Below are 23,065 nucleotides of genomic sequence, written 5' to 3'. Positions count from 1 at the left end.
CCCCGGCCCGGCTTGCCGCTAGCATCGGCATCACTGAGCAGCGGATCCGGCGGCATCCCATGGGCGACATCACGCTTCTGATTCACCAGGCCCGCGAAGGGGACCGCGGAGCGCTGGACAGCCTGTTCCAGAAGCTGTATCCGGAGCTGCGCCGCATCGCCCACACACGCTTGAGGCGTGGTTTCCCCGACCCCGACGTCGGCACCACGGCGCTGGTCCACGAGTGCTATCTGAAGCTGCGCGATGCCCAGCGCCTGGGCGCCAGCGACCGGGCGCATTTCTTTTCTTACACCGCTTCGGCGATGCGCTCGATCATCGTCGACATCGCCCGCGCCAAGGCCACCGAGCGGCGCGGCGCCAATGCGGTGCATGTGACGCTCGACGAAGAACTCGCCGGCGCCGCCCCGGCGGCAGAAGACGAGATCCTGCGGGTGCATGAAGCGCTGCAGGAAATCGGCCAGCTCGACGGGCGCCTGGCCCGGCTGGTCGAGATGCGCTATTTCGGCGGCATGAGCGACCCGGAAATCGCCGCCGCGCTGGACATCACCGACCGCACCGTGCGGCGCGACTGGCAGAAGGCACGGCTGCTGCTGGCGGCGGCCTTGCGCTGAACCGCTTCGGCCGCGCGGGCGCATGCCCGCAAGCGCCGCAGAGTCTCTTGATGGCAGTCGCCGGGCCGATGACAGGCAAGCGGCGACAATCCGGCCAGCCCGAGGATCCCGCCATGAATGAACCCTTCGTCGCCGTGCGCCTGACGCAACGCCAGGACTTCCAGTTCGACAACCAGTTCGCAGACGGCCAGCCGCCGCTGCTGAGCGACGAGCCGCCGCCGATGGGCCAGGGCGCCGGGCCCGAGCCCGAGCGCCTGCTCGCCGCCGCGGTGGGCAACTGCCTCAGTGCGTCGCTGCTGTTCGCGCTGCGCAAGTTCAAGCAGCAGCCGGAGCCGCTATCGTGTGAAGTGAGCGTCGAAATTGGCCGCAATGCCGACAAACGCATGCGCGTGCTGGGCCTGGACGCACGGCTGACGCTGGGCGTGCCCGCCGCGTCGCTGGAGCACCTGGACCGGGTGCTGGCCAGCTTCGAGGACTTCTGCACCGTCACCGCCAGCGTGCGCGCGGCGATTCCGGTCAGCGTGACGGTGTTCGATGCGCTGGGCGCGCAGCTGAAGTAAATCCTTCAGCGCACGCCCAAGGGCAGCAGCCGGTCCGCGGCCGCCACCGGCGTCTGCGAATCCAGCTCGATCGCCACCTGCGTGCACACCGCGCGGCACAGCGTGGCCACACGCTCGCTCTGCAGCCGGTAGTAGATCTGCGTGCCCTCGCGCCGCTTGCCCAGCACGCCGGCGCGGTACAGCGTGGACAGGTGCTGCGACATGTTGGGCTGCGTGGTGTCGATCTGCGCCAGCAGCTGCGAGACGTTCTTCTCCTGATCGCACAGCGCCCCGATGATCTTCAGCCGGATCGGCGTGGACAGCAGCGCAAACAGCTCCGCCACTGATTCGAAGACGGCGTCGGCACTGTCGCTGGGTTCCATCGTGACGCTCCGGCAGGGAAGACCTTGATTCTATGCGTACACACGAATAAACGGCGATGCCCGGGGCTGGCGGACGATTGACGGCCCGGCGCCGCCCCGGTTCATCTCGCGGCCGTGCCGGTGTGGCGTTAAGTGCCTCAGTTGAGCGACATGGCGCCTCCTCAGCTGCGCCACGGCAGTTCGAGCGCGCTGCCATCGTTGGCGAAGGTGCCCACCGGCGTCGCGCCGAAAATGCCCAGGATCTCCAGCGGCAGCGCACCGGTGTTGAAGATCTGGTGCGCGCTGCCGCGCGGCAGCACCAGCGTGCTGTCGGCGCCGAAGCGGTGCACTTGGCCGTCGACATGCAGTTCGCCCCAGCCGGCCAGGCACAGCACCACTTCATCGCAGTCGTGGCTGTGAGGCGGCGTGGCGCCGCCCGGTGCCATGGTCTGGCGCCACAGCGACAGCTGCCGCAAGCCCTGGTCCCGGCCGGCCCAGGTGGCATGGTGAAGGCCCGCAATCGCAGCCGGTACGGGGCGCTCTTGTTCGATGACGTACATGGTTTCTCCGTGGTGTTGCACAAGGGAAGTGGATGGATTCGACAGCCCGCGGCGCCACGGACAGGCACAGTATTCGTCGACGCGCATCGAACGACAATCCGTCGCGGTGGCCTAAGATTGAGGACACTTCTTCCTCAATACTTCCCCAACCCGGAGCCCCCGATGCACGGCCTGCAACCCCTGCTGGCGTTCTCCGAAACCGCCAAGCACGGCGGTTTCGCCGCCGCCGCGCGCGAGCTGGGCACCGTACCGTCGACGCTGGCCAAGGCCGTCGCGCGGCTGGAGGCCACGCTGGGCCTGCGGCTGTTCCACCGCACCACGCGGCAGGTGAGCCTGACGGTCGACGGCGAACGCCTGTTCCAGCGCTGCCAGCGCGTGCTGGCCGAGCTGGACGAGCTGCAGACCGAAGCCGCCGGCGTGCGCGCCGCGCCCAGCGGCACGCTGCGCATCGACATGCCGATCGCCTTCGGCCGCCTGGTGATGCTGCCGCTGCTGGCCCGGCTGGTGCAGCAGCACCCGGGCCTGCAGCTCGACGCGCGCTTCTCCGACACCCCTGTCGACCTCGTGAAGGACGGCATCGACGTCGCCATCCGTGCCGGCGAGCTGCAGGATTCCACGCTGGTGGCCCGCCGCTTCGCGAGCCAGGCGCTGATCCTCGTCGCCTCGCCGCGCTACCTGACCGAACGCGGCACACCGCAGGCACTGGACTCGCTGGCGGCGCACCGCGCCATCGTCTTCCGCATGCCCGGCAGCGGCCGCGACCGGCCACAGCAGTTCAGCGTCAAGCGCCGCGTGGTGGCGCTGCAGCCCAGCGATGGTTTGCGGCTCAGCGACGGCGACGCGATGGTGCAGGCCGCCGTGCTGGGCATGGGCCTGGCGCAGATTCCGCACTACATGGCGACGGCCGACCTGGCCGCCGGCCGCCTGGTCGAAGTGCTGGCCGATCACCGGCCGCCGGAGATGCCGATCCATGCGGTGATGCCGGCCAGCCGCATGGTGCCGGCGCGCGTGCGCGTGCTGCTGGTGGCGCTGGACGAGATGGCCGCCGCCGAACGGGCGGCACGCGCCGCGCCGGCGACAAAGGCCACGCCACCACGCAAACGCTCACCTCGCCGCTGAACTCGCGGCCTATCATTGCGGCAGCGCCCGGCGCGCGCATGCCCAACCCCAACAGGAGAACCCGCATGGCTTTGTACGTCGATGGTTTTGTAGTCCCGGTGCCCCAGGCCAACCTGGCGGCTTACAAGAAAATGGCGCGCAAGGCCGGCAAGATCTGGATGGAGCATGGCGCGCTGCAGTACCGCGAGTGCGTGGCCGACGATGTCAAGCCCGGCAAGAGCACCTCCTTCCCGCAGGCGGTGAAGTTGAAGGACGGCGAGGTCGTGGTCTTCTCGTACATCGTCTACAACTCCCGCCGCGAGCGCGACCGCATCAACAAGGCGGTGATGGCCGACCCGCGCCTGGCCGACATGATGGACCCCAAGGCCATGCCCTTCGACGGCAAGCGCATGTTCTGGGGCGGCTTCAAGGGCATCGTCGAACTCTGACAGCCCCGCCCGGCGCGTTCATGCGCCAGGGCCGCAGTCCAGGCAGCGCTCGATGGGCGGCGGGCCCATGCGCAGCGCGCGCTGCAGGTTGCGCAGCGCCGTGCGCAGGCCTTCTTCGATCACCGGGTGGTAGAACGGGCTGTCGAGCATCTGCTGCACGGTGTCGCCGCGCTGCACCGACCAGGCCAGCAGGTGGCCGATGTGTTCGGCGGCCGGGCCCAGCATCTCGGCGCCGAGGAAGCGGCCGCTGCTGCGTTCGGCGTAGACATGCAGCGCGCCCTGGTTCTTCAGCATCACGCGGCTGCGGCCCTGGTCGGTGAACGACACTTCGCCGGTCTCGAAGTCCACGCCCTCGGCCACCAGCTGCGCATGGCTCTGGCCGGCGATCATGATCTGCGGGTCGGAGAACACCACCGCCAGCGGCGCGCGCCGCGGCCGCACCCGCACATCAGGAAAGCGCCCGGCGTTGTCGCCGGCGATGCGGCCCTCGTCGGCGGCTTCGTGCAGCAGCGCCAGTTCATCGCTGGCGTCACCGGCGATGAACACATGGCTGTCGCCGACCTGCGCGCTGCGGCGGTTGAACAGCGGCACGCCCTGCGCGTCCAGCGGCAGCCGGGTGTTGTGCAGCTGCAGCGCATCGACATTGGGCCGGCGGCCGGCGGCGGCCAGCACCCAGTCGAAGCGCTGCTCGTCGGCGCCGCTTTGCACGATGACCTGGTCGCCCTCGCGGCGCAGCTGCAGATCGCTGGCATTCAAAGTGAGCGGCATCACCTGGTCGAAGGTCTGGCGTGAGCGCACCTGCAGCACCGGGTCGGTCAGCGGGCCAACCCGGTTGCCGCGGGCATACATCCGCACCCGCACGCCCAGCCGGTGCAGCGCCTGCGCCAGCTCCAGCGCGATGACGCCGGCGCCCAGCACCGCCACCGAGGCCGGCAAGGTGGTCCAGCCGAACACATCGTCGCTGACGATCAGCCGCTCGCCCACCGCGTCGCGCCAGGCCGGTGGCACCTGCGGATGCGAGCCGGCGGCGATGACGATGCGCCGCGCCTCCAGTTGCAGTGCGCCGTCCGCCCCGTCGACCTGCAGCGTGTGCTCGTCGACGAAGTGCGCGCGGCCACGCAGGCGGTGCTCGGCCGGCCACTGGTCCACCGTGTCGGTGACGAAGCCGACGAAACGATCCCGCTCGCTGCGCACGCGCTGCATCACCGCTGCGCCGTCGATCGTGACGCTGGGCACCCGGATGCCGAAGGGGCCGGCATGCGCGGCGGCGTGCGCCGCTTCGGCCGCGGCGATCAGCAGCTTGCTGGGCATGCAGCCCACGCGGGCGCAGGTGGTGCCATAGGGCCCGCTCTCGACCACCACCACGCTGCGCGTGTGCGCCAGCGCCGCGCGGTAGGCGCCCATGCCGGCCGTGCCGGCGCCGATGATGGCCACATCCACTTGCCGGGTCTGCATGCCGCATGCTCCTGTCGCTGACGGGAACCCGACGATACCTGGGCCTGGGCGCGGCCGGCGGCCGTGCGGGCGATCGGTGGCCCGATCGTCACGCGCGCGTCACTCGCGCGTCACGCACGGTCGCCATGCTTGCCGGTTTGTCATCTGCAGCAACCCGACCATGGCCAAGGACTTCGACACGATGGAGGACAGCAACCGCTCCTCCAACCCCAGCATCCACGAGCTGTCCGACCCGGCCCGCCGCCGGTTGTTGCGCGGCGGGCTCGGTGCCACGGCCGGCGGGCTGCTGGCACCGCTGTCCGGCGTCGCCGCGCTGGCCGGCTGCGCGACGACGAGCGGTGACGGTGACGAAGGCGGCGCGCCGCTCGGCTTCAAGAGCGTGCCCGTCTCCACCGCCGACACGGTGAGCGTGCCCGAGGGCTACAGCGTGCAGGTCATCGCGGCCTGGGGCGAGCCGGTGGGGCTGTCGGGCGACAACCCGGCCTTCCAGCCCGACGGCAGCAACACCGCCGCCCAGCAGGAAGCGCAGATGGGCATGCACCACGATGGCATCCACTACTTCGCGCAGAACGGATCCAACGGCGGCCTGCTGGTGATGAACCACGAATACACCGACGACGGCCTGCTGCACCCGGGAGGCATGAGCCCCTGGACCGCGGAGAAGGTGCGCAAGGCCCAGGCCGCGCACGGTGTCTCGGTGATCGAGGTCGAGCAGAAGAACGGCCGCTGGGACGTCGTGCGCCCGTCGCCCTGGGCGCGCCGCTTCACCGCCAGCACGCCGATGGCCGTTGGCGGCCCGGCCGCCGGCCATGCGCTGCTGCGCACCGCCGCCGACCCCCAGGGCCGGCGCGTGCTGGGCACGCTGAACAACTGCGCCAGCGGCATCACGCCCTGGGGCACCTACCTGACCTGCGAAGAAAACTTCATCAACTACTTCAAAGGCCCCGACCAGCCGGACGCCCACCAGGCGCGCTGGGGCCTGCGCAAGGGCGACCCGTCGGGCTACCGCTGGCACGAGCACGACGCGCGCTTCGATGCGACGAAAAACCCGAACGAGCCGAACCGCTTCGGCTGGGTGGTCGAGATCGACCCCTTCAATCCCAGCAGCACGCCGGTCAAGCGCACTGCGCTGGGCCGCGCCGCGCATGAAGGCGCCACGGTGGCGATGACCCGGGACGGCCGCGCCGTCGTCTACATGGGCGAGGACGCGCGCTTCGAGTACATCTACAAGTTCGTCAGCCGCGACCGCATGCAGCCCGGCGGCGCCAGCGCCAATGCCGGCCTGCTGGACCATGGCACGCTGCACGTCGCGCGCTTCGACGCGGACGGCAGGGGCCGCTGGATCGCGCTGAGCCATGGCCAGGGGCCGCTCACTTCAGCCAATGGCTTCGCCGACCCCGGCGAGGTCCTGATCAAGACCCGCCAGGCCAGCGACCTGCTGGGCGCGACCAAGATGGACCGGCCGGAGTGGATTGCCGTCGACCCGCAAGGCTGGGTCTACTGCACGCTGACCAACAACAGCAACCGCGGCGGCAAGGACCAGCCCGGGATCGACGCGGCCAACCCGCGGGCGAACAACACCATGGGCCACATCATCCGCTGGAAGGAAGACGGCGACTTCGATGCCGCCACGTTCCAGTGGAACCACTTCGTGCTGGCCGGCGATGCCAGCAATGAGCGCGCCGAGGCCAAGGGCAAGGTCAAGGGCGACGCGCTGGGCTGCCCCGATGGCCTGTGGGTCGATGCCCGCGGCCTGCTGTGGATCCAGACCGACATGTCGACCTCGGCGATGGGCAAGGGCGATCTGGCGCGGCTGGGCAACAACGCGATGCTGGCCGCCGACCCGCGCAGCGGCGAGATCCGCCGCTTCCTGGTCGGCCCCGCCGGCTGCGAGATCACCGGCGCCACCGGCACGCCGGATGGGCGCACGATGTTCATCAACATCCAGCATCCCGGCGAAAGCCCCAGCGAGCGCAGCGACCCGGCGAGCCCGCGCCGCCTGTCGAACTGGCCGGACCACAACCCGGCCGGCCGGCCGCGCTCGGCCACCGTGGTGATCCGCAAGAACGATGGTGGCGTGATCGGCAGCTGAACCCGTCGCGGGCTGAACCCCACCGCTGCCGCAGCTGCGCGGTGGCAGCGGTGCCTGCTCAGCCCGGCTCTGGCAGACTCGCCGCGATGAGCGAGACCCTGCCCGCCGAGGCCACGCTGGTGGCCTGCCTGTGTGCCGCCTGGTGCGGCACCTGCACCAGCTACCGCGGCACGCTGGCCGCCGCCGCCGCCGCGCACCCGGAGCTGCACTTCGCATGGATCGACATCGAGGACGACAGCGATGCGCTGGGCGAGGCCGCGCTGGACATCGAGGACTTCCCGACGCTGATGCTGCTGCGCGCCGGCCGGCCGCTGTTCCACGGCACGGTGCTCCCGCACGCCGGCACGCTGGCGCGCCTGCTGGCCGCGCTGGCCGAGCACTCGCTGGCGCCCGGCGACGCGGCACGCGTGCCGCCGGCCATGGCCGCTGCGGTGTGGCGGCTGGCGCCGCTGCGGCCGGTGTGAGCCCGTCGCTGCCCAGCCCTTCACCGCTGAATCCTTCACCCCTTGCGAGCACACCGCCATGATCGACCACCTCGACCACCTGGTTCTGACGACGATCGACCGCGAGGCCTGCGTCGACTTCTACACCCGCGTGCTGGGCATGCGGCTGGAGACCTTTGCCGGCGGCCGCTTGGCCTTGTGCTTCGGCCAGCAGAAGATCAACATTCACGAGCGGGGTCACGAGTTCGACCCCAAGGCGCACCTGCCAGTGCCGGGCGCGCTGGATTTGTGTTTCATTGCCGACCGGCCCTTGGCGCAGGTCATTGCGCAGCTGCAGGCCGCGCCCTGGCCGATCATCGAAGGCCCGGTAGAGCGCACCGGCGCCACACAGCGCATCCGCTCGGTCTATCTGCGCGACCCGGATCTGAACCTGATCGAGATCTCGGAGCTCATCTGACACAGCGCAATCCGCGCTGCTGGGCAGTCGGACAAACGGCTGTTGCAGTTCAGACTTGAAACCGCCCGGTGTACAAGCTCACCATCCCTCGTTCATGGAGCCCGCAGACAGACGATCCGACCTTCGATGGCCTGGCGCTGCTCTTCGCGCAGGCTCGCAGTCTGAAGTGCCAGCAGCTCGAAGCCGTGGGCGGCGGACAGCGCACGCAGATAACGCTCGGAATGAGCGTAGCGAAAACTGCGACGCAACTGCCAGCCGTGTTCGTCGCCGGTCGCTTCGACCGAGAAGGCGAACACACCGCCGGCCTGCAACACGCGCCGCACGCCGGCGAATACCGCATCGAGATCGCCAATGTAGATGAAGACATCGGCGGCCACCACCAGCGCGTGCCGCCGGGGCGTGTGCTGCAGGTGCTCGGCGATGTCGGCCTGCACGAGATCGTCGTAGACCGCGCGCTCGGCCGAACGCGCCAGCATCGTCGGCGACAGGTCCACCCCTGTCAGCTGGCGGGCCAGCGGCCGCAGCAGCGGGCCGCACAAGCCGGTGCCGCAGCCCAGGTCCAGCGCCGAGGAGAGCAGCCCGGGGCCCGGCAGCAGCGCAGCCTGCGCCGCCTGCACCACCAGCGCATGCGCGCGGTAGTGCAGCGTCTGCACCAGGTGGGTCTCGAAGTCCTGCGCGTAGCTGTCGAACAGCGCCCGCACATAGGCCGGCGGCGTCGCCGGCGGGGCTTCACGGCCGGTCAGCGCGGCCAGGAAGTAGTGGTTCATCGGCCGCTCGTCGCCGCAGGCAGCCGCACGCTCGAAGGCCAGCGCCGCAGGCTGCGGCTGGCCCAGGTCGTTCAGCAAGTGGCCCAGGTGGCTCCAGGCCCGGCCCAGCGCGGGGTCCAGCGCCAGCGCCTGTTCGTACGAGGCTTGTGCCTGCGCGTGCCGGCCCAGCGACTGCAAGGTCTGGCCGTGCAGCATCCAGGCCTGGCTGTGCGCCGGCGCGTCGCGCAGCAGGCCGTCGAGCGCGTCCAGCGCCTGCGCATGCCGGCCCCGCCGGTTCAGCGTGGCGGCACGGTGGTAGCGCGCCGGCACCTGGCCGGGCTCGAGCGCCAGCGCGCGGTCGAAACTGTGCAGCGCATCGTCGTCCCGGCCCAGCTCGCTGCAGGCGATGCCGCGGTGGCACCAGGCATCCGCGTGCTGCGGCTCCGCCGCCAGCGCCTCGTCCAGTGCCGTCAGCGCCTGACGCGGCTGCGCCAGCTGCAGCCGCGCCGCGGCCAGGTTCACCAGCACCGACACCCGCCCGGGCACCCGCGCCAGCGCCGCCTCGAAGCACAAGGCCGCGGCTGCCGCGTCGCCCGCCTCGTAGCGGCGCACGCCGTCGAGGAAGTGCTGTCGTGCGGACTCGAAACTGTCGTTCATCGGCGGTTCATTGGTGGGCCTCTGCGGGATTGTCTCAGCGCCACGCAGTGCCCGGCCCTTGCGGCTAGCATGCGGGCCAGACCGCCATCCCTGCCCACACAAGGAGCCCGTTCATGATCCGACGCCGCACCGCCCTGGCCCTGCCGGCCGCGCTGGGCCTCAGCCCCTGGATGGCCCAGGCCCAGGCGAAGAAGGACACGCTGGTGCTGGCCATGACGCTGGAGCCGACGCCCGGGCTGGACCCCACGGCCGGCGCGGCCGCGGCGATCGGCGAGGTGGTGCTCTACAACATCTTCGAGACGCTGACCAAGATCAACAGCGACTCGACGATCACGCCGCTGCTGGCGCAAAGCTGGACGGTGACGCCGGACAACAAGACCTGGGCCTTCCAGCTGCGCCCCGGTGTCACGTTCCAGAACGGCGAAGCCTTCAACGCGCAGACCGTGAAGTTCACGCTGGAACGCGCGGTGGCCGCCGATTCGGTGAACAAGGACAAGGCCACTTTCGCCAACATCCTCAACATCGCGCTGACCGACGACATGACGGTGGTGCTGACGCTGAAGAACCCGAACCCCGATTTCCTGTTCCAGCTGGGCCAGGCCACCGCGGTGATGGTCGAGCCCAAGAGCGTGGCCGGCAACGGCACCCAGCCGGTGGGCACCGGGCCGTACAAGCTGGAGAGCTGGGCCAAGGGCTCGGCCGTCGTGCTCGCGCGCTGGGACGGCTACCGCGATGCCAAGGCCATCAAGCTGCGCCGGGTGACGATGCGCTTCATCAGCGACAGTGCCGCGCAGGTGGCCGCGCTGCTGGCCGGTGACGTGGACTGCTTTCCGCGCGTCACGGCCGGGCGCTCGCTGGACCAGTTCAAGCGCGACAAGCGCTTCCAGATCGTCATCAGCGGCTCGCGTGCCAAGACCATCGTGGCGATCAACAACAAGAAGAAGCCGCTGGACGACGTGCGCGTGCGCCGCGCCATCGCGATGGCCATCGACCGCCAGCAGATCATCGATGGCGTGGCCGATGGCCATGGCCTGCCCATCGGCAGCTTCTACACGCCGGGCGCGCCGGGCTATGTCGACCTGACGGCTGTGAATGCCTACAACCCCGACAAGGCGCGCGCGCTGCTGAAGGAAGCCGGCGTGACGGCGCCGCTGGAGTTGTCGCTGAAGCTGCCGCCGCCGCCGTATGCCCGCCAGGGCGGCGAGGTCATCGCCGCGATGCTGGCCAAGGTGGGCATCATCGCCAAACAGGAGAATGTGGAATGGGCGCAATGGCTGTCCGGCGTGTACGGCCAGAAGGCCTATGACCTGACCATCGTGGCCCATGTGGAACCGCTGGACATGGGCAACTTCGCGCGGCCGGGCTACTACTGGAACTACGACTCGCCGAAGTTCAACGCCCTGTGGGCCCAGGTCAACGCCACCGCCGATGCCAAGCTGCGCCACCAGTACCTGGCCGAGGTGCAGCGCCTGGTGGCCGACGACGCGGTGGCCGCCTACCTGTATGCGCCCTCGTACATCACGGTGGCCAACGCGCGGCTGAAGGGCGTGTGGAAGAACATGCCGATCTCGGTCAACGACCTGTCCTCGCTGTCCTGGGAATAGGCGCGCCGTGATCGCCGCGCGCGACCCCTTCGGCAACCCCATCCGGGTGCAGCACGAGGCCAGCGTGGCGGCGGTGGCCGGATTCATCAACGGCTTCCTCGGCTACACGCCGGACATCCTGGCGGTGCTGGCCGCCGCCGAGGCCGATCACAGCCTGATCGTGCAGGCCTGCGCCGCCGCGCTGCAGATGTTTGCCGAAGCGCCCAGCGCTCCGCCGGCCGCGCGCGCCCACCTGGCGCGCGCCGCCAAGGCAGGACTGCCTAGCACAGAAAGAGAGCGTCAGTTCGCCAGCGCCGTGGCCGCCTGGGTCGACGGCGACGCGGCCACGGCGATCGGCCAGCATGCGCAGACGCTGGCCGAGCACCCGCGCGACCTCTGCGCGCTGAAGCTGGCGCAGTACCACGCCTTCAACCTGGGCGATTCGCCGGCGATGCTGCGGCTGGCGCTGCTGGCCTTGCCGGCCGCCGCCGACCTGGCCTGGCTGCACGGCATGCTGGCCTTTGCCTGGGAGCAATGCCACCGGCTGGCCGAAGCCGAGCTGGCGGCGCGCCAGGCGCTGGCGATGCAACCGGCCGAGCCCTGGGCCCAGCATGCGCTGGCCCACGTGATGCTGACCGAAGGCCGGCTGCACGAAGGCGCGGCCTTCCTCGCGGCCGTCAGCGGTCCGTGGTCCGGCCTGAGCTCGTTCATGCGCACGCACAACTGGTGGCACCTGGCGCTGTTCCGCATCGAACTCGGCGACGATGCCGCCGCGCTGGCGCTGTACGACCACGAGGTCTGGGGTGTCGACAAGCGCTATTCGCAGGACCAGGTCGGTGCGGTGTCGCTGCTGGCGCGGCTGGAACTGGCCGGCGTGGCGGTGGGCGAGCGCTGGGCGGAGCTGGCCGGCTGGTTGGCCGCGCGGGTGCAGGACCAGGTGCAGCCCTTCCTCGACATGCAGTACCTCTACGGCCTGGCCCGGGCCGGGCGGCCGGAAGCGGATGTGCTGCTCGCTCACATCGCGCGTCATGCGCCGCAGGCCCCCCCGGCGTCGCGCCTGGCCTGGCAGCAGGTGGCCCTGCCGGCCTGCCGCGGCCTGCTGGCCCATGCCCGCGGCGACTGGGCCACGGCGGCCGCCCAGCTGGCGCAGGCCTTGCCGCGGCTGACGGCGATCGGCGGCAGCCATGCTCAGCGGGAGCTGTTCGAGCAGGTCCACCTCGATGCGCTGCAGCGCAGCGGCCAGCTGGCCGGCGCACTGAACCTGCTGCAGCCGCTGGCCAACGCGCAGCCCGAATCCGAACGCTTGCAGCGCCGGCTGCAGGCGGTCTGCGCCGGCCTCGGCCTGCCGCCGCCGCGGGTCCGACACTGAACCGCCCGCCGGCTCGGCGGGCGCGAGAACAGGGCGCGGCCCGCTCGGCCTCAGCGCAACGCCGGCACCGTGCTGGGCTGATCGGGCAGGCCGTGCAGGTGATCGGCCTCGGCCCAGCTCAGGATCTGCAGCGCGTCGCCGGTCCAGCGCAAGCGGTTGATGCCGGTGTTCGGGATCTCGCAGGTGCGCGGGCCGTGCAGCGGCTGAGCCCGCGCGGCACGCCACAGCATGTCCAGCACACCGCCGTGCGTGACCACGGCAATGCGCGCACCGGCATGCGCGGCCACGGTGGCCCGCAGTGCCTGCATCACGCGGGCGAAGAAGCCGCGGTTGCTTTCGCCGCCGCCGGGCAGGGCGTAGTCGGCCTCGTGGCGCACCCATTGGTCCCACAAGGGCGCGTGCTGGCTGCGGATGGTCGGCACGTCCAGGCCTTCCAGCACGCCGAAGGCCTGCTCGCGCCACAGCGGTTCGGCCTGCACCGTCTGCGAGCGCCGCCGTGCCAGGGCCTGCGCGGTGCTGTGGGCGCGCTGCAGGTCGCTGGCCACCAGCACGTCGATCGTTTCATCGGCCAGCCGCTCACCCAGGCGTTCGGCCTGGGCCAGGCCGGTGGCATTCAGCGGCACGTCGATCTGGCCCTGGAAGCGGTGCTGGCGGTTCCAGTCGGTCTCGCCGTGGCGGATCACGATCAACTCGGTCATGGGTCGGATTGTCGGGGCATTCCCGCAAGGACATGCCTGCTTGCATGTGCCGCGGGGCTTTGCAGCAGGGGATCGCCGGCACGATCCCTGCTGGCTATAGTGGGTTGGCGACTGGACGGGCCGCATCCTGCCAGGCGCATTGAGGGAGAACACGACATGCGCACTGCAACGACCGGCCTCCTGGTGTTCGGCGTGGCCCTGGTGGCCGTTGGCGGCACGGTGTTCCGCGTCGCCACCGCGCCGGACCGCATCCGCGATCGCATCGAAACCGCACGCAAGGTCTGCGCCGAACGCGGCGGCGAATGGGTCACCGTCAACCGCCGCGAACAGTGCCGCTTGCCCGGCGCGACGTCGGGGATACTGCCCTGAGCCCCGAACGCCCCAAGCGTCTGGCCTCCGAGGGCGGATCAGGCTGCCGTCCGATGGCCATCGCCTTCGCGTGTTTGCAACGGAAGGCGCTTGAGCTGCTGGCGCAGCCGGTGCGGCGCGCAACCCGTCGTCAGTGGCCGCGCAACGCGCTCACCATGGCGCCCGCATCCCCCTGGCTGATCAGCTCCAGCTCGCCCTGCGCCACGCAAGCCTGCGGATCGGCCAGCGCGCGCTGCACCAGGCCTTCGCCGCGCAGCTGCGGGCCGGCGGCCAGGCCCATCCAGCAGTTGCGGCTGCTGCGCTTGGCGGCGTAGAGCGCCAGGTCGGCCAGCGCCAGCGCATCTTCCCAGCTCAGCAGGGCCGCGCCGCCGGCCTGCGTCGCGGCTGACGCGGCGGCCTTGTCGGCGTCCGGTGGCGCGACCCGGTCGCCCGGCGGTTCGGGCTCGAACGGCAGGCAGGCGAAGCCGATCGACACCGTCATCGTCAGCAGCGCGCTGTCGTCCTGCCGGATGTCGTGCTGCGCTGTGTCGTGCGACGCGTGGCCCGACAGCGCCACCGGCGCATGGATGCAGCGGCGCAGCCGCTCGGCCAGCGCGGCGGCGCCGCGTGCCGCGATGCCATGGGCCACCAGCAGGAACTCCTCGCCGCCCCAGCGCACCAGGTGGTCGCCGGGCCGCAGCTGCTGCTGAAGGCGCTGCGCCACGGCCACCAGCGCCGCGTCGCCGACGGCGTGGCCGCGGCTGTCGTTGATGAGCTTGAAGTGGTCGATGTCGATCAGCAGCATCGCGAAGCCGGCGTCGCCAGCGCCGGGCGTCGCGAGGCGCCCGGTGAGGTAGCGGCGGTTGTGCAGGCCGGTCAGCGGGTCGGTCAGGCTGGCCTGTTCCAGCGCCATCGATTTGCGCTCCAGTGCGGTGGACTTTTCGGCCAGGCGCTGCGTCACCTCGCGCAGCTGCGCGGTGCGTTCGTCGACGCGCCGCTCCAGCCAGGCCTGCTGCTGGCGCAGGCGCCGCGTGCGCAACTGCAAGGTCAGCGCGCCCAGCAGCAGCACGGCCAGCACGCCGCCCACGCGCGCCCACCAGGTCTGGTACCAGGCCGGCAGCACGCGCAGCGGCAGTTGCAGCGGCTTGTCGGTCCACAGGCCGTGGCGGTTGGTGGCCCGCAGCAGCAGCGTGTAGTCGCCCGGCGGCAGCTTGGCGTGGCTGACCAGCCGGTGCTGCGCATCGGTCTCGACCCAGTCGCGGTCCACGCCCTGCAGCATCGTCGCGTAGCGCAGCCGCGCCGGGTCGGAATAGTCCAGCGCGGCGAACTCGACGATCAGGCTGTTGGCCTCGGGTGCGATGTCCAGGCGCTGGCCGGCCTGCAGCGCCTGCGGCGGGCGTGGCTGGCCGCCGACCTGCAGCGCCGTCACCACCACCGGCGGCGTGTAGCGCCAGTCGCTCACCGCCTCGGGCCGCACGACGGTCATGCCGCCGGCGCCGCCGAACAGCAACTCGCCCTGGGCCGTGCGCGCGGCCGCGCCGGTCCAGTAGATCGGGAACATCACGCCGTCGGAGGCGCGCAGCGCGCGCACGCTGAGCGTGGCCGGGTCGATCAGCGCCAGGCCGCTGTCGGTGCTGGCCCAGACGCGGCCCTGCGCGTCTTCGAGCAGGGCATTGACGTTGTCGTCCGGCAGGCCCTCGGCCGCGCCCGCGCGGCCGGCGCGCGGTTCTGCCGCGCCAGGGCGGCCGGCGCCAGGCTCGGCGGCGCTGAGGCGGCGCACGCGCAGCGGCTGTTCCAGCGGCCGCTCGATCAGGCTCAGGCCGGCGCCGAAGGTGCCGACCCACAGCCGGCCCGCGCGGTCGGTGTGCACGGCAGTGATGAAGCCGCCGGCCAGCGCCTGCGGGTTGTCGCGTTCGGGCAGCCAGCGGCTGAGCACGCCACGCTGCGGGTCGACGCGGTTCAAGCCGTTGCGCGTGCCGACCCACAGCGTGCCCTGCGGCGCCGCGGCGATCACCGTGACCCGGTCTTCGCTGAGCTGCCAGGCCGCGGTATCGGCCGCCGCGACTTCGCCGCCCGGGCTGCTGCGCCGCTGGCTGCGGCCGCTGCGCAGGTCCAGCGACCACAGGCCATCGGTGCCGCCGCCGATCCACAGCGTTTCGCCGTCGCGCCACAGCGCCCAGGTGCTGGCCGCGGGGTCGCGCCCCGCCAGCGGTACGCGCTGCAGTTGGCGGCCGTCGGCACTGGCGCGGTACAGGCCACGCTTGGTGGCGATGTATTTCTCCTGTGCCAGGCCTTCGACGATGGCCAGCACGATGTCCTGCGGCAGCGCGCTGAGCGACTGCGTGGCATCGGGCCGCAGCGCCTGCGCGGCGCCGCCCGCCGGGTCGACGATGACCACGCCCTGCTTGTGCGTGCCCAGCCACAGCCGGCCGTCCGCGGTCGGCAGGATCCAGCTGATCTCGGCGCCGGCGCGCGAGGCGGCCGACGCGTCCAGCCCGAACATCGTCATCACCGCCGTCTGCGTCGGGTCATGGCGGCTGATGCCGCGGTCGGTGGCCAGCCACAGCAGCCCGGCACGGTCGCGGAACAGGCTGCGCACGGTGTTGTCGGCCAGGCTGCCGGGCGAGGCCGGCGTGTGGCGGATGCGCCGCGCGTCCCAGCCCGCGCCCAGCAACGCGGCGGGGGAGTCCGACGGGTCCTGCGCGCTGCTGTCGCCGCCGAGCTGGATCTCGACCACGCCCTGGCCCAGCGTCGCCAGCCAGACCACGCCGGGGCGCACTTCGCTGATGCTGGTGACATGCTCGTCCTGCAGCGGCGTGCCCTGCCAGGGCGTCAGCTGCAGCGCGCGGGCGCTCGGCTGCCCCGCACCCCAGACGAAGGCACCGTGCTGCTGCGTGCCGATCCACACGCGGCCGCGACTGTCCTGCTGCAAGGCCTGCACGGCAGGCTGCACGTCGGCGGCCAGCGGGACGCGTTCGAAGGCGGCCGCGCCGCCATGTGCCGGGGCGCCCGGCGCCGACTGCCGAAACAGCCCCAGCTCGGTGCCCACCCACAGCCGGCCCTCACCATCGCGCAGCAGCGACAGCACCCGCGTGCGCGGCAGCCCGGCCAGGGCCGCGCCGGCCGATGCCTGCGGCGTGACCTGCAGCGTGCGCGCGTCGATGCGGTCCAGCCCGCCATCGGTGCCGACCCACAGGCGGCCGCTGCCGTCGTCCAGCAGCGCATGCACATTGACATGACTCAGGCCCCGCGGGCCGGCGCCGACGGTGTCGAAGCGGTCCAGCGCCGCGTCGTAACGCGCCAGGCCGCCGCCGCTGGTGCCCACCCACAGCCGGCCAGCGGCGTCCTGCTGCAGCACCTGGATCCAGCCGTCGGGCAGCAACCCGGCAGCCGGCGGCCCCGAGCGGTACAGGCGTGCGGCGTAACCATCCCAGCGCGCCAGGCCGCTGACCGTGCCGATCCACAGAAAGCCCTGCGCGTCCTGCGCGACGCTGTAGACCACGTCGTTGGGCAGGCCCTGGCTGCGCGCCAGCGTCTGGAACACCGGTTCCGTCAGGCGTGACCAGCGCGTGGGCGTGGCGGGTGCGGCCGGCGCCGCCGGCACGGCCAGGGCGTGGGCCGTGAACGACAGCAGCAGCGCCGCCAACAGCGCGCCCATCACGGTGCGGACAAGGGGTTCAGGCATCAGAACAGCGGACAAGGACAGCAGGGATGCCCGGCCTGGCAGGGGAGCGGCGAGGCTAGCACAGCGCCCCGTCATGCCGCCCCGTGCGCTGGCACCGATCCGGGACATGCGCGGACATGTTGGCACACTGCAGCGCTTTCACCGGAGACCCGCGATGGACTACCAGGCCCTGCTCGAACAGATCCACGACCAGCTGCGGCCGGTCATCGGCCAGGGCCAGGTCGCGAACTACATCCCGGAGCTGGCGGGCGTATCGCCGCAGCATTTCGGCATGGCGGTGGTGCAGCTCGACGGCACCGTGCATGCGGTCGGCGATGCGCGCGTGCCGTTCTCGATCCAGAGCATCAGCAAGCTGTTCACGCTGGTGATGGCGCTGCAGTGCGAGGGCGATGCGCTGTGGCAGCGCGTCGGCCGCGAGCCTTCGGGCAACCCCTTCAATTCGCTGGTGCAGCTGGAGCGCGAATCGGGCATTCCGCGCAACCCCTTCATCAATGCCGGCGCGCTGGTGCTGGCCGACGTGCTGTGCACACGTTATGCGGTGCCGGAAACCGCGGTGGTCGACCTGACACGCAAACTGGCCGGCCACGAGGACATCCACTACAACCGGCGCGTCGCGAAATCCGAACGCGACACCGCGCACCGCAATGCTGCGATGGCCTACTTCATCAAGAGCTTCGGCAACCTGCGCAACCCGGTGCCGCAGGTGCTGGACGCCTACTGCCGGCATTGCGCGATCGAGATGAACTGCGTCGACCTGGCCCGCGCCGTGACCTTGCTGGCCCACCACGGCGTGCTGCCGCGCACCGGCGAACGCCTGCTCAGCCTGGGTGCGGCCAAGCGCATCAACGCGCTGATGCTGACCTGCGGCACCTACGATGCTGCCGGCGACTTCGCCTTCAGCGTCGGCCTGCCGGCCAAGAGCGGCGTGGGCGGCGGCATCGTCGCGCTGGTGCCGGGCGAATGCGGCGTCTGCGTGTGGTCGCCCGGGCTCGCGCCGTCGGGCAATTCACTGGCCGGCTCGCTGGCGCTGGAGCACTTCACCACGCTGACCGGGAGATCGATCTTCTAGGTTTTGTCTCGGCGTCGTAGCGGTAGGCGTTGTGCAGCCGGGCAGGCCGGCGGTGGCCTGCACGAAGGGGTCGTTGAAGACGTTGCTGCGGGGCTGGGCCGCAGCGAACCGGGGAGCTATCGGCACCAGCACGTCGACCCCTGCACTTGAGCATATGCAAGCGCGTTTTGCTTCGTTCAACTCAAGCGGCCTGCTGCGTATCGTGCAGGCATCGTTGATTCCCACCCACGGCCATGCACGTCGTCAGCCTCTCCGGCAGCCCTTCCGCAAGTTCCCGCTCAGCCTGGCTGCTGCACCAAGCCGCCGAACGTGTGGGCGCGCGCGCCGACTCGTTCCACCCCATCGATCTGCGCCGCCTGCCGGCCGAGGCCTTGCTGGCCGGTGATGCGCGCCACCCGGCCTTGCGCGCGGCGATCGAGCCGGTGCTCGCGGCCGATCTGCTGCTGGTGGCCACGCCGATCTACAAGGCCGCGTACAGCGGACTGCTGAAGGTCTTCATCGACCTGCTGCCGGCCGACGCGCTGCGCCACACCACCGTGCTGCCACTGGCCACCGGCGGCTCGCCCGGCCACCTGCTGGCGCTGGACTATGCGCTGAAGCCGGTGTTGTCGGCCCTCGGTGCACGGCACATCCTGGATGCGGTGTATGGGCTGGACGCTCAACTGCCGCGTCATGCCGATGGCCACTACACGCTGGCCGATGAGCTGGCGCAGCGGCTGGACCGCGCGCTGGCCGGTCTGTTCGAGCCGACGCGCCGCGCGGTCGCCGTGCCCTGTTGACGCTCATCGGTTGACCTCGCCGCGTCGACCCTGAGGTCCCGTTTGTCTCCCGGTCTCACCCGAGACCGTTCAGCCCCGCGCGGCCCGCGTCGCGCGGGGGCTTTTTCCCCTCTTGCCGGTTCTCGCTCATGAAGATCTCGAAGTCCTTGAAGTCCTGGTTCGCCGCGCTCACGCTGGCGGCCTTGCTGCCCGCCGCCGGCGCGCAATCGAACGAGTTGCTGCGCATCGGCTACCAGAAATCGGCCAGCCTGCTGGCCTTGCAGAAAGCCCAAGGCACGCTGGAGCGCAAGCTCGCGCCCTTGGGCGTGGCGGTGAAGTGGGTGGAGTTTCCCGCCGGGCCGCAGCTGCTGGAGGGCTTGAACGTCGGCGCGGTCGATGTCGGCTTCGTCGGCGAGGCGCCACCGATCTTTGCGCAGGCCGCCGGCGCCAACTTCGTCTACATCGGCAACGATCCGGCGGCGCCGGAGGCCGAGGCCATCGTCGTCGCGAAGGACTCGCCGATCAAGCGCGTGGCCGATCTGAAAGGGCGCAAGGTGGCGCTGAACAAGGGCAGCAACGTGCACTACCTGCTGCTGCGCGCACTGGAAGCGGCGGGCCTGAACTATGCCGACATCCAGCCGGTGTTCCTGCCGCCGGCCGATGCGCGCGCGGCCTTCGAGAAAGGCGCGGTCGACGCCTGGGTGATCTGGGACCCCTTCCTCGCCGCCGTGGAAAAGCAGAGCGGCGCACGCGTGCTGGCCAACGGCCGCGGCCTGGTCAACAACTACGCCTACTACCTGGCCGAGCGCCACTACGCGGCGAAGCAGCCGCAGGTGATCAAGGCCTTGTTCGACGACAGCGTCGAGCGTGCGCAATGGTTGAAAGCCAACCTGAAGCAGGCGGCCGCACTGATCGGCCCGCTGCAGGGCCTGGACGTCGATGTCGTGGAACTGAGCCTGAGGCGCTACCCCTTCGGCGTGGTGCCGGTCACTGCCGCCGTCGGTGCCGAGCAGCAGAAGATCGCCGATGCCTTCCATGCGCTGAAGCTGATCCCGAAGCCGATCCGCATTGCCGATGCACTGCCGGGCAGCCCGGTGAACGCTGCCGCCGGTGCCACCACCGCGCAGGCGAAGTGAGGTGATGACCATGAGCCGCCTCACCCGCCGCCGTGCGCTGCAACTGCTGGCTGCGACCGGCGCCGCCAGCGCGTCGTCCTTCAGCCAGGCCCAGGCGCCCACCGAGTTGCGCATCGGCTTCCAGAAGGGTTCGTTCAACCTGGTCGTCGCCAAGAGCCTGGCGCTGGTGGAAAAACGCCTGCCCGGCGTGGCCGTCAAGTGGGTCGAGTTCCCGGCCGGGCCGCAGCTGCTGGAGGCCCTGGCCATCGGCAGTGTCGACTTCGGCGGCGTCGGCGATTCACCGCCGGTCTTTGCACAGGCCGCCGGCAAGGACCTGTTCTACGTCGGCGCCGAACCGGCCAAGCCCGACAGCTCGGCGATCCTTGTCAAACCCGAGGCCGCACTGAAGACGCTGGCCGACCTCAGGGGCAAACGCATCGCCGCGCAGAAAGGCTCCAGTGCGCATTTCCTGCTGGTGCAGGCGCTGGCCAAGGGCGGTGTCGCCTGGAACGAGGTGTCGCCCGTTTACCTGCCGCCGGCCGATGCGCGCGCGGCTTTCGAGAAAGGCGCTGTCGATGCCTGGGCGATCTGGGATCCGTACTACGCCGCGGCCGAGATCGCCGGCGGCGTGCGCGTGCTGGCCACCAGCCGCGGTCTGACCAACAACAACACCTTCTACCTGGCCGGCCGCGGCCTGACACAGCGTGAGCCGCAGCTGCGGCAGCTGTTCACCGCGCTCACCGAGGCCGATGCCTATGTGCAAAGCCAGCGCAAGCCAGCTGCGCAGCTGTTCGCCGATTTCGCCGGCCTGGGGCTGGCCACCGTGCACCGCGTGCTGGAACGGCGCCAGCCCTCGCCGGTGGGGCCGCTGACGCCCGCACTGGTGGCCGAGCAACAGCGCGTGGCCGATGCCTTTGCCCAGCTCGGGCTGATTCCGAAACCGATCCGCGTGGCCGACATCGTCTGGCAACCGGGCGCTGCCCGCGTGGCGCAGGCCGTGCGCTGAAGGAGATTCGACCGTGACACTCAAGATCCTGTGGTTCATCCCGACCCATGGCGACAGCCGCTACCTCGGCACCTCGCGCGGCGGCCGCCATGCCGATTTCAGCTACTTCAAGCAGGTCGCTGTGGCCGCTGACACCCTGGGTTATGAAGGTGTGCTGCTGCCCACCGGCCGCTCCTGCGAAGACCCGTGGACCGTCGCGTCCAGCCTGATCGACGCCACGCGGCGGCTGAAGTTCCTGGTGGCCCTGCGGCCGGGACTGGTGCAGCCGGTGCAGCAGGCCCGCGTGGCCGCCACCTTCGACCGCCTGTCCGGCGGCCGCCTGCTGGTGAACCTGGTGACCGGGGGCGATGCCGACGAACTGGAAGGCGACGGCCTGTTCCTGAACCATGCCGATCGCTACCAGCTGTCGACCGAGTTCCTGACGATCTGGCGCGAGGTGCTGGCGCGCAGCCACCACGGCGAGCCGCTGGATTTCGCCGGCGAGCAGCTGAAGGTGCGCGGCGCGAAAGTCATCTACCCGCCGGTGCAGGCGCCGTACCCGCCGCTGTTCTTCGGCGGCTCGTCGCCCGAGGCGCATGAACTCGCGGCGCAGCAGCTCGACACCTACCTGACCTGGGGCGAACCGCCGGCCGCGGTGGCCGCGAAGCTGGCCGACATCCGCGAACGCGCCGCACGGTACGGCCGCACGCTGAACTTTGGCATCCGGCTGCATGTGATCGTGCGCGAGACCGAAGAAGCCGCCTGGGCCGCTGCCGGCGAACTGATCCAGCACCTGGACCCCGCCACCGTGGCCGCCGCGCAGAAGAAGTTCGCGGCGATGGACAGCGTCGGCCAGCGCCGCATGGCTGCGCTGCACGGCGGGCAGTACGACCCGGGCAACATCCGCAAGGGCCTGGAAGTGGCGCCCAACCTGTGGGCCGGTGTCGGCCTGGTGCGTGGTGGCGCCGGCACGGCACTGGTCGGCAACCCGGAGCAAGTGGCCGCACGCATTCGCGAATATGCCGATCTGGGGCTGCAGTACTTCATCCTGTCAGGCTATCCGCACCTGGAGGAGGCTTACCGCTTTGCCGAGCTGGTGTTCCCGCTGCTGCCGCTGGGCGTGCGCGAGAAGCTGGTGCAGCCGGAGTCGATCGCCGGGCAGCCCCAAGATCGACTGCCCCCCTCGGGGGGTGGAACGCCGCAGGCGTTCCAGGGGGCCCGATACACCGGCCCGTTCGGCGAGATCGTTGCCAATACCTATCTGCCGAAGTCAGCGGCAGCCAGTTGAGGGGCGCAAGCATGCAACGCTGGACTTCGCGTGCCGCACCCTGGCTGGTGCCGGTGCTGATCCTGCTGGCCTGGGAGGCCGCCTCGTCTTCCGGCTGGTTGTCCACCCGCGTGCTGCCGGAGCCGCTGGCGGTGTTCAAGGCTTTCTGGCAGTTGGCCGCCTCCGGCGAGATGGCCACGCATGTGGCGGTGAGCACGCGCCGCGCGGCGCTGGGGTTTGCCATCGGCGGTGGGCTGGGCCTGCTGCTGGGTCTGGCCACCGGCAGCTTCCGCATCGCCGAGACGCTGCTCGATTCCACGCTGCAGATGGTGCGCAACATCCCGGCGCTGGCGCTGATTCCGCTGGTCATCCTGTGGTTCGGCATCGATGAGTCGGCCAAGCTGTTCCTGGTCGCGCTGGGCGTGTTCTTCCCGCTGTACCTGAACACCTTCCACGGCATCCGCTCGGTCGACAAGGGCCTGATCGAGATGGCGCGCAGCTACGGCCTCAGCAGCTGGGCGCTGTACCGCCAGGTGATCCTGCCCGGCGCATTGCCCTCGATCCTGGTCGGCGTGCGTTTTTCGCTGGGGCTGATGTGGGTGCTGCTGATCGTTGCCGAGACGATCTCGGCGCAGGCCGGTATCGGCTACCTGACGATGAATGCGCGTGAGTTCCTGCAGACCGATGTGGTGCTGGTGGGGATCCTGCTCTACGCGGGA

22 protein-coding genes are annotated in these 23,065 nt (G+C 70.8%); 16 read left to right on the top strand and 6 right to left on the bottom strand.

From position 1 onward, the window contains the following. Positions 1–59 precede the first annotated feature (59 nt). The gene (locus tag VLK61_RS06515; protein WP_325419453.1) at positions 60–611 is read left to right on the top strand and encodes an ECF-type sigma factor; all 552 of its coding nucleotides are present in this window, start codon (positions 60–62) and stop codon (positions 609–611) included. A gap of 113 nt (positions 612–724) precedes the next feature. Beyond that, positions 725–1,171: an OsmC family protein gene (locus VLK61_RS06510; RefSeq protein ID WP_325419452.1), complete on the top strand. Its 447-nt coding sequence runs from the start codon at positions 725–727 to the stop codon at positions 1,169–1,171. Positions 1,172–1,176: 5 nt separating this feature from the next. Here VLK61_RS06510 and VLK61_RS06505 read toward each other — a convergent pair whose 3' ends face one another. After that, complete coding sequence (locus VLK61_RS06505; RefSeq protein WP_325419450.1) at positions 1,177–1,533, bottom strand: ArsR/SmtB family transcription factor; 357 nt, start codon at positions 1,531–1,533, stop codon at positions 1,177–1,179. 161 nt (positions 1,534–1,694) lie between these two features. Next, positions 1,695–2,072 (bottom strand): cupin domain-containing protein, encoded by a 378-nt coding sequence (locus tag VLK61_RS06500; protein ID WP_325419448.1) that lies wholly within the window; start codon positions 2,070–2,072, stop codon positions 1,695–1,697. Positions 2,073–2,234: 162 nt separating this feature from the next. Between VLK61_RS06500 and VLK61_RS06495 the strand changes: the two genes are divergently transcribed. Together VLK61_RS06495 and VLK61_RS06490 are read left to right on the top strand one after the other, a co-directional pair. Continuing rightward, a complete protein-coding gene (locus tag VLK61_RS06495; RefSeq protein ID WP_325419446.1) occupies positions 2,235–3,191 on the top strand; it encodes a LysR family transcriptional regulator in 957 nt (318 codons plus the stop codon). A gap of 65 nt (positions 3,192–3,256) precedes the next feature. Next, positions 3,257–3,619, top strand: a complete 363-nt coding sequence (locus VLK61_RS06490; protein ID WP_325419444.1) for a DUF1428 domain-containing protein — start codon at positions 3,257–3,259, stop codon at positions 3,617–3,619. 18 nt (positions 3,620–3,637) lie between these two features. Here the strand turns inward: VLK61_RS06490 and VLK61_RS06485 are convergent, their stop codons facing one another. Further along, entirely contained in the window at positions 3,638–5,074 is a 1,437-nt protein-coding gene (locus tag VLK61_RS06485; RefSeq protein ID WP_325419442.1) for a dihydrolipoyl dehydrogenase, read from the bottom strand. Between the two features lie 160 nt (positions 5,075–5,234). Here VLK61_RS06485 and VLK61_RS06480 point away from each other — a divergent pair, with 160 nt between their 5' ends. From VLK61_RS06480 to VLK61_RS06470, 3 genes are all read left to right on the top strand, one after another. Further along, a complete protein-coding gene (locus tag VLK61_RS06480) occupies positions 5,235–7,166 on the top strand; it encodes a PhoX family protein (RefSeq protein WP_325419440.1) in 1,932 nt (643 codons plus the stop codon). An 86-nt stretch (positions 7,167–7,252) separates the two neighbouring features. Beyond that, positions 7,253–7,630: a thioredoxin family protein gene (locus tag VLK61_RS06475; protein ID WP_325419438.1), complete on the top strand. Its 378-nt coding sequence runs from the start codon at positions 7,253–7,255 to the stop codon at positions 7,628–7,630. 58 nt (positions 7,631–7,688) lie between these two features. Beyond that, positions 7,689–8,066 (top strand): VOC family protein, encoded by a 378-nt coding sequence (locus VLK61_RS06470; protein ID WP_325419436.1) that lies wholly within the window; start codon positions 7,689–7,691, stop codon positions 8,064–8,066. Between the two features lie 92 nt (positions 8,067–8,158). On the opposite strand, the gene VLK61_RS06465 is transcribed toward VLK61_RS06470, so the two are convergent. Continuing rightward, positions 8,159–9,469, bottom strand: coding sequence for a tetratricopeptide repeat protein (locus VLK61_RS06465; RefSeq protein ID WP_325419434.1), 1,311 nt, complete (start codon positions 9,467–9,469; stop codon positions 8,159–8,161). Positions 9,470–9,582: 113 nt separating this feature from the next. Here VLK61_RS06465 and VLK61_RS06460 point away from each other — a divergent pair, with 113 nt between their 5' ends. Continuing rightward, the gene (locus VLK61_RS06460; RefSeq protein WP_325419432.1) at positions 9,583–11,073 is read left to right on the top strand and encodes an ABC transporter substrate-binding protein; all 1,491 of its coding nucleotides are present in this window, start codon (positions 9,583–9,585) and stop codon (positions 11,071–11,073) included. 7 nt (positions 11,074–11,080) lie between these two features. Beyond that, positions 11,081–12,421, top strand: a complete 1,341-nt coding sequence (locus VLK61_RS06455; protein ID WP_325419431.1) for a tetratricopeptide repeat protein — start codon at positions 11,081–11,083, stop codon at positions 12,419–12,421. Positions 12,422–12,471: 50 nt separating this feature from the next. Here the strand turns inward: VLK61_RS06455 and VLK61_RS06450 are convergent, their stop codons facing one another. Further along, the gene (locus VLK61_RS06450) at positions 12,472–13,119 is read right to left on the bottom strand and encodes a histidine phosphatase family protein (protein WP_325419429.1); all 648 of its coding nucleotides are present in this window, start codon (positions 13,117–13,119) and stop codon (positions 12,472–12,474) included. A gap of 156 nt (positions 13,120–13,275) precedes the next feature. Here VLK61_RS06450 and VLK61_RS06445 point away from each other — a divergent pair, with 156 nt between their 5' ends. After that, positions 13,276–13,488, top strand: a complete 213-nt coding sequence (locus VLK61_RS06445; RefSeq protein ID WP_325419427.1) for a hypothetical protein — start codon at positions 13,276–13,278, stop codon at positions 13,486–13,488. Between the two features lie 130 nt (positions 13,489–13,618). Here the strand turns inward: VLK61_RS06445 and VLK61_RS06440 are convergent, their stop codons facing one another. Then, the gene (locus VLK61_RS06440; protein WP_325419425.1) at positions 13,619–17,152 is read right to left on the bottom strand and encodes a two-component regulator propeller domain-containing protein; all 3,534 of its coding nucleotides are present in this window, start codon (positions 17,150–17,152) and stop codon (positions 13,619–13,621) included. Between the two features lie 154 nt (positions 17,153–17,306). On the opposite strand from VLK61_RS06440, the gene VLK61_RS06435 reads away from it, so the two are divergent. From VLK61_RS06435 to ssuC, 6 genes are all read left to right on the top strand, one after another. Continuing rightward, a complete protein-coding gene (locus tag VLK61_RS06435) occupies positions 17,307–18,221 on the top strand; it encodes a glutaminase (RefSeq protein WP_325419423.1) in 915 nt (304 codons plus the stop codon). 233 nt (positions 18,222–18,454) lie between these two features. Next, on the top strand, positions 18,455–19,000 hold the full coding sequence (ssuE, locus tag VLK61_RS06430) for an NADPH-dependent FMN reductase (RefSeq protein ID WP_325419421.1): 546 nt from the start codon (positions 18,455–18,457) through the stop codon (positions 18,998–19,000). Positions 19,001–19,128: 128 nt separating this feature from the next. Then, entirely contained in the window at positions 19,129–20,115 is a 987-nt protein-coding gene (locus VLK61_RS06425; RefSeq protein ID WP_325419419.1) for a sulfonate ABC transporter substrate-binding protein, read from the top strand. A 10-nt stretch (positions 20,116–20,125) separates the two neighbouring features. Further along, positions 20,126–21,100: an aliphatic sulfonate ABC transporter substrate-binding protein gene (locus tag VLK61_RS06420; RefSeq protein WP_325419417.1), complete on the top strand. Its 975-nt coding sequence runs from the start codon at positions 20,126–20,128 to the stop codon at positions 21,098–21,100. A 13-nt stretch (positions 21,101–21,113) separates the two neighbouring features. Further along, entirely contained in the window at positions 21,114–22,367 is a 1,254-nt protein-coding gene (gene ssuD / locus VLK61_RS06415; protein ID WP_325419415.1) for an FMNH2-dependent alkanesulfonate monooxygenase, read from the top strand. 11 nt (positions 22,368–22,378) lie between these two features. Beyond that, positions 22,379–23,065: aliphatic sulfonate ABC transporter permease SsuC (gene ssuC, locus VLK61_RS06410; protein WP_325419413.1), on the top strand; the 687-nt coding region annotated here is incomplete at its 3' end.

It is taken from the genome of Aquabacterium sp. (genome assembly GCF_035476535.1).
Classification (GTDB): Bacteria; Pseudomonadota; Gammaproteobacteria; order Burkholderiales; family Burkholderiaceae_C; genus Pseudaquabacterium.
The sequence above is the reverse complement of the archived record's forward strand: the minus strand, read 5'-3'. Positions and strand labels throughout refer to the sequence as shown.

Excerpts from the sequence above, each read along its gene's own strand:
- VLK61_RS06470 (WP_325419436.1), top strand. The coding sequence starts at position 7,689 with ATGATCGACCACCTCGACCACCTGGTTCTGACGACGATCGACCGCGAG.
- VLK61_RS06440 (WP_325419425.1), bottom strand. The coding sequence starts at position 17,152 with ATGCCTGAACCCCTTGTCCGCACCGTGATGGGCGCGCTGTTGGCGGCG.
- VLK61_RS06510 (WP_325419452.1), top strand. The coding sequence starts at position 725 with ATGAATGAACCCTTCGTCGCCGTGCGCCTGACGCAACGCCAGGACTTC.
- ssuE (WP_325419421.1), top strand. The coding sequence starts at position 18,455 with ATGCACGTCGTCAGCCTCTCCGGCAGCCCTTCCGCAAGTTCCCGCTCA.
- VLK61_RS06460 (WP_325419432.1), top strand. The coding sequence starts at position 9,583 with ATGATCCGACGCCGCACCGCCCTGGCCCTGCCGGCCGCGCTGGGCCTC.
- VLK61_RS06450 (WP_325419429.1), bottom strand. The coding sequence starts at position 13,119 with ATGACCGAGTTGATCGTGATCCGCCACGGCGAGACCGACTGGAACCGC.
- VLK61_RS06505 (WP_325419450.1), bottom strand. The coding sequence starts at position 1,533 with ATGGAACCCAGCGACAGTGCCGACGCCGTCTTCGAATCAGTGGCGGAG.
- VLK61_RS06495 (WP_325419446.1), top strand. The coding sequence starts at position 2,235 with ATGCACGGCCTGCAACCCCTGCTGGCGTTCTCCGAAACCGCCAAGCAC.
- VLK61_RS06420 (WP_325419417.1), top strand. The coding sequence starts at position 20,126 with ATGAGCCGCCTCACCCGCCGCCGTGCGCTGCAACTGCTGGCTGCGACC.
- VLK61_RS06425 (WP_325419419.1), top strand. The coding sequence starts at position 19,129 with ATGAAGATCTCGAAGTCCTTGAAGTCCTGGTTCGCCGCGCTCACGCTG.
- VLK61_RS06435 (WP_325419423.1), top strand. The coding sequence starts at position 17,307 with ATGGACTACCAGGCCCTGCTCGAACAGATCCACGACCAGCTGCGGCCG.
- VLK61_RS06445 (WP_325419427.1), top strand. The coding sequence starts at position 13,276 with ATGCGCACTGCAACGACCGGCCTCCTGGTGTTCGGCGTGGCCCTGGTG.
- VLK61_RS06500 (WP_325419448.1), bottom strand. The coding sequence starts at position 2,072 with ATGTACGTCATCGAACAAGAGCGCCCCGTACCGGCTGCGATTGCGGGC.
- VLK61_RS06485 (WP_325419442.1), bottom strand. The coding sequence starts at position 5,074 with ATGCAGACCCGGCAAGTGGATGTGGCCATCATCGGCGCCGGCACGGCC.
- VLK61_RS06475 (WP_325419438.1), top strand. The coding sequence starts at position 7,253 with ATGAGCGAGACCCTGCCCGCCGAGGCCACGCTGGTGGCCTGCCTGTGT.
- VLK61_RS06490 (WP_325419444.1), top strand. The coding sequence starts at position 3,257 with ATGGCTTTGTACGTCGATGGTTTTGTAGTCCCGGTGCCCCAGGCCAAC.
- VLK61_RS06515 (WP_325419453.1), top strand. The coding sequence starts at position 60 with ATGGGCGACATCACGCTTCTGATTCACCAGGCCCGCGAAGGGGACCGC.
- VLK61_RS06480 (WP_325419440.1), top strand. The coding sequence starts at position 5,235 with ATGGCCAAGGACTTCGACACGATGGAGGACAGCAACCGCTCCTCCAAC.
- VLK61_RS06465 (WP_325419434.1), bottom strand. The coding sequence starts at position 9,469 with ATGAACGACAGTTTCGAGTCCGCACGACAGCACTTCCTCGACGGCGTG.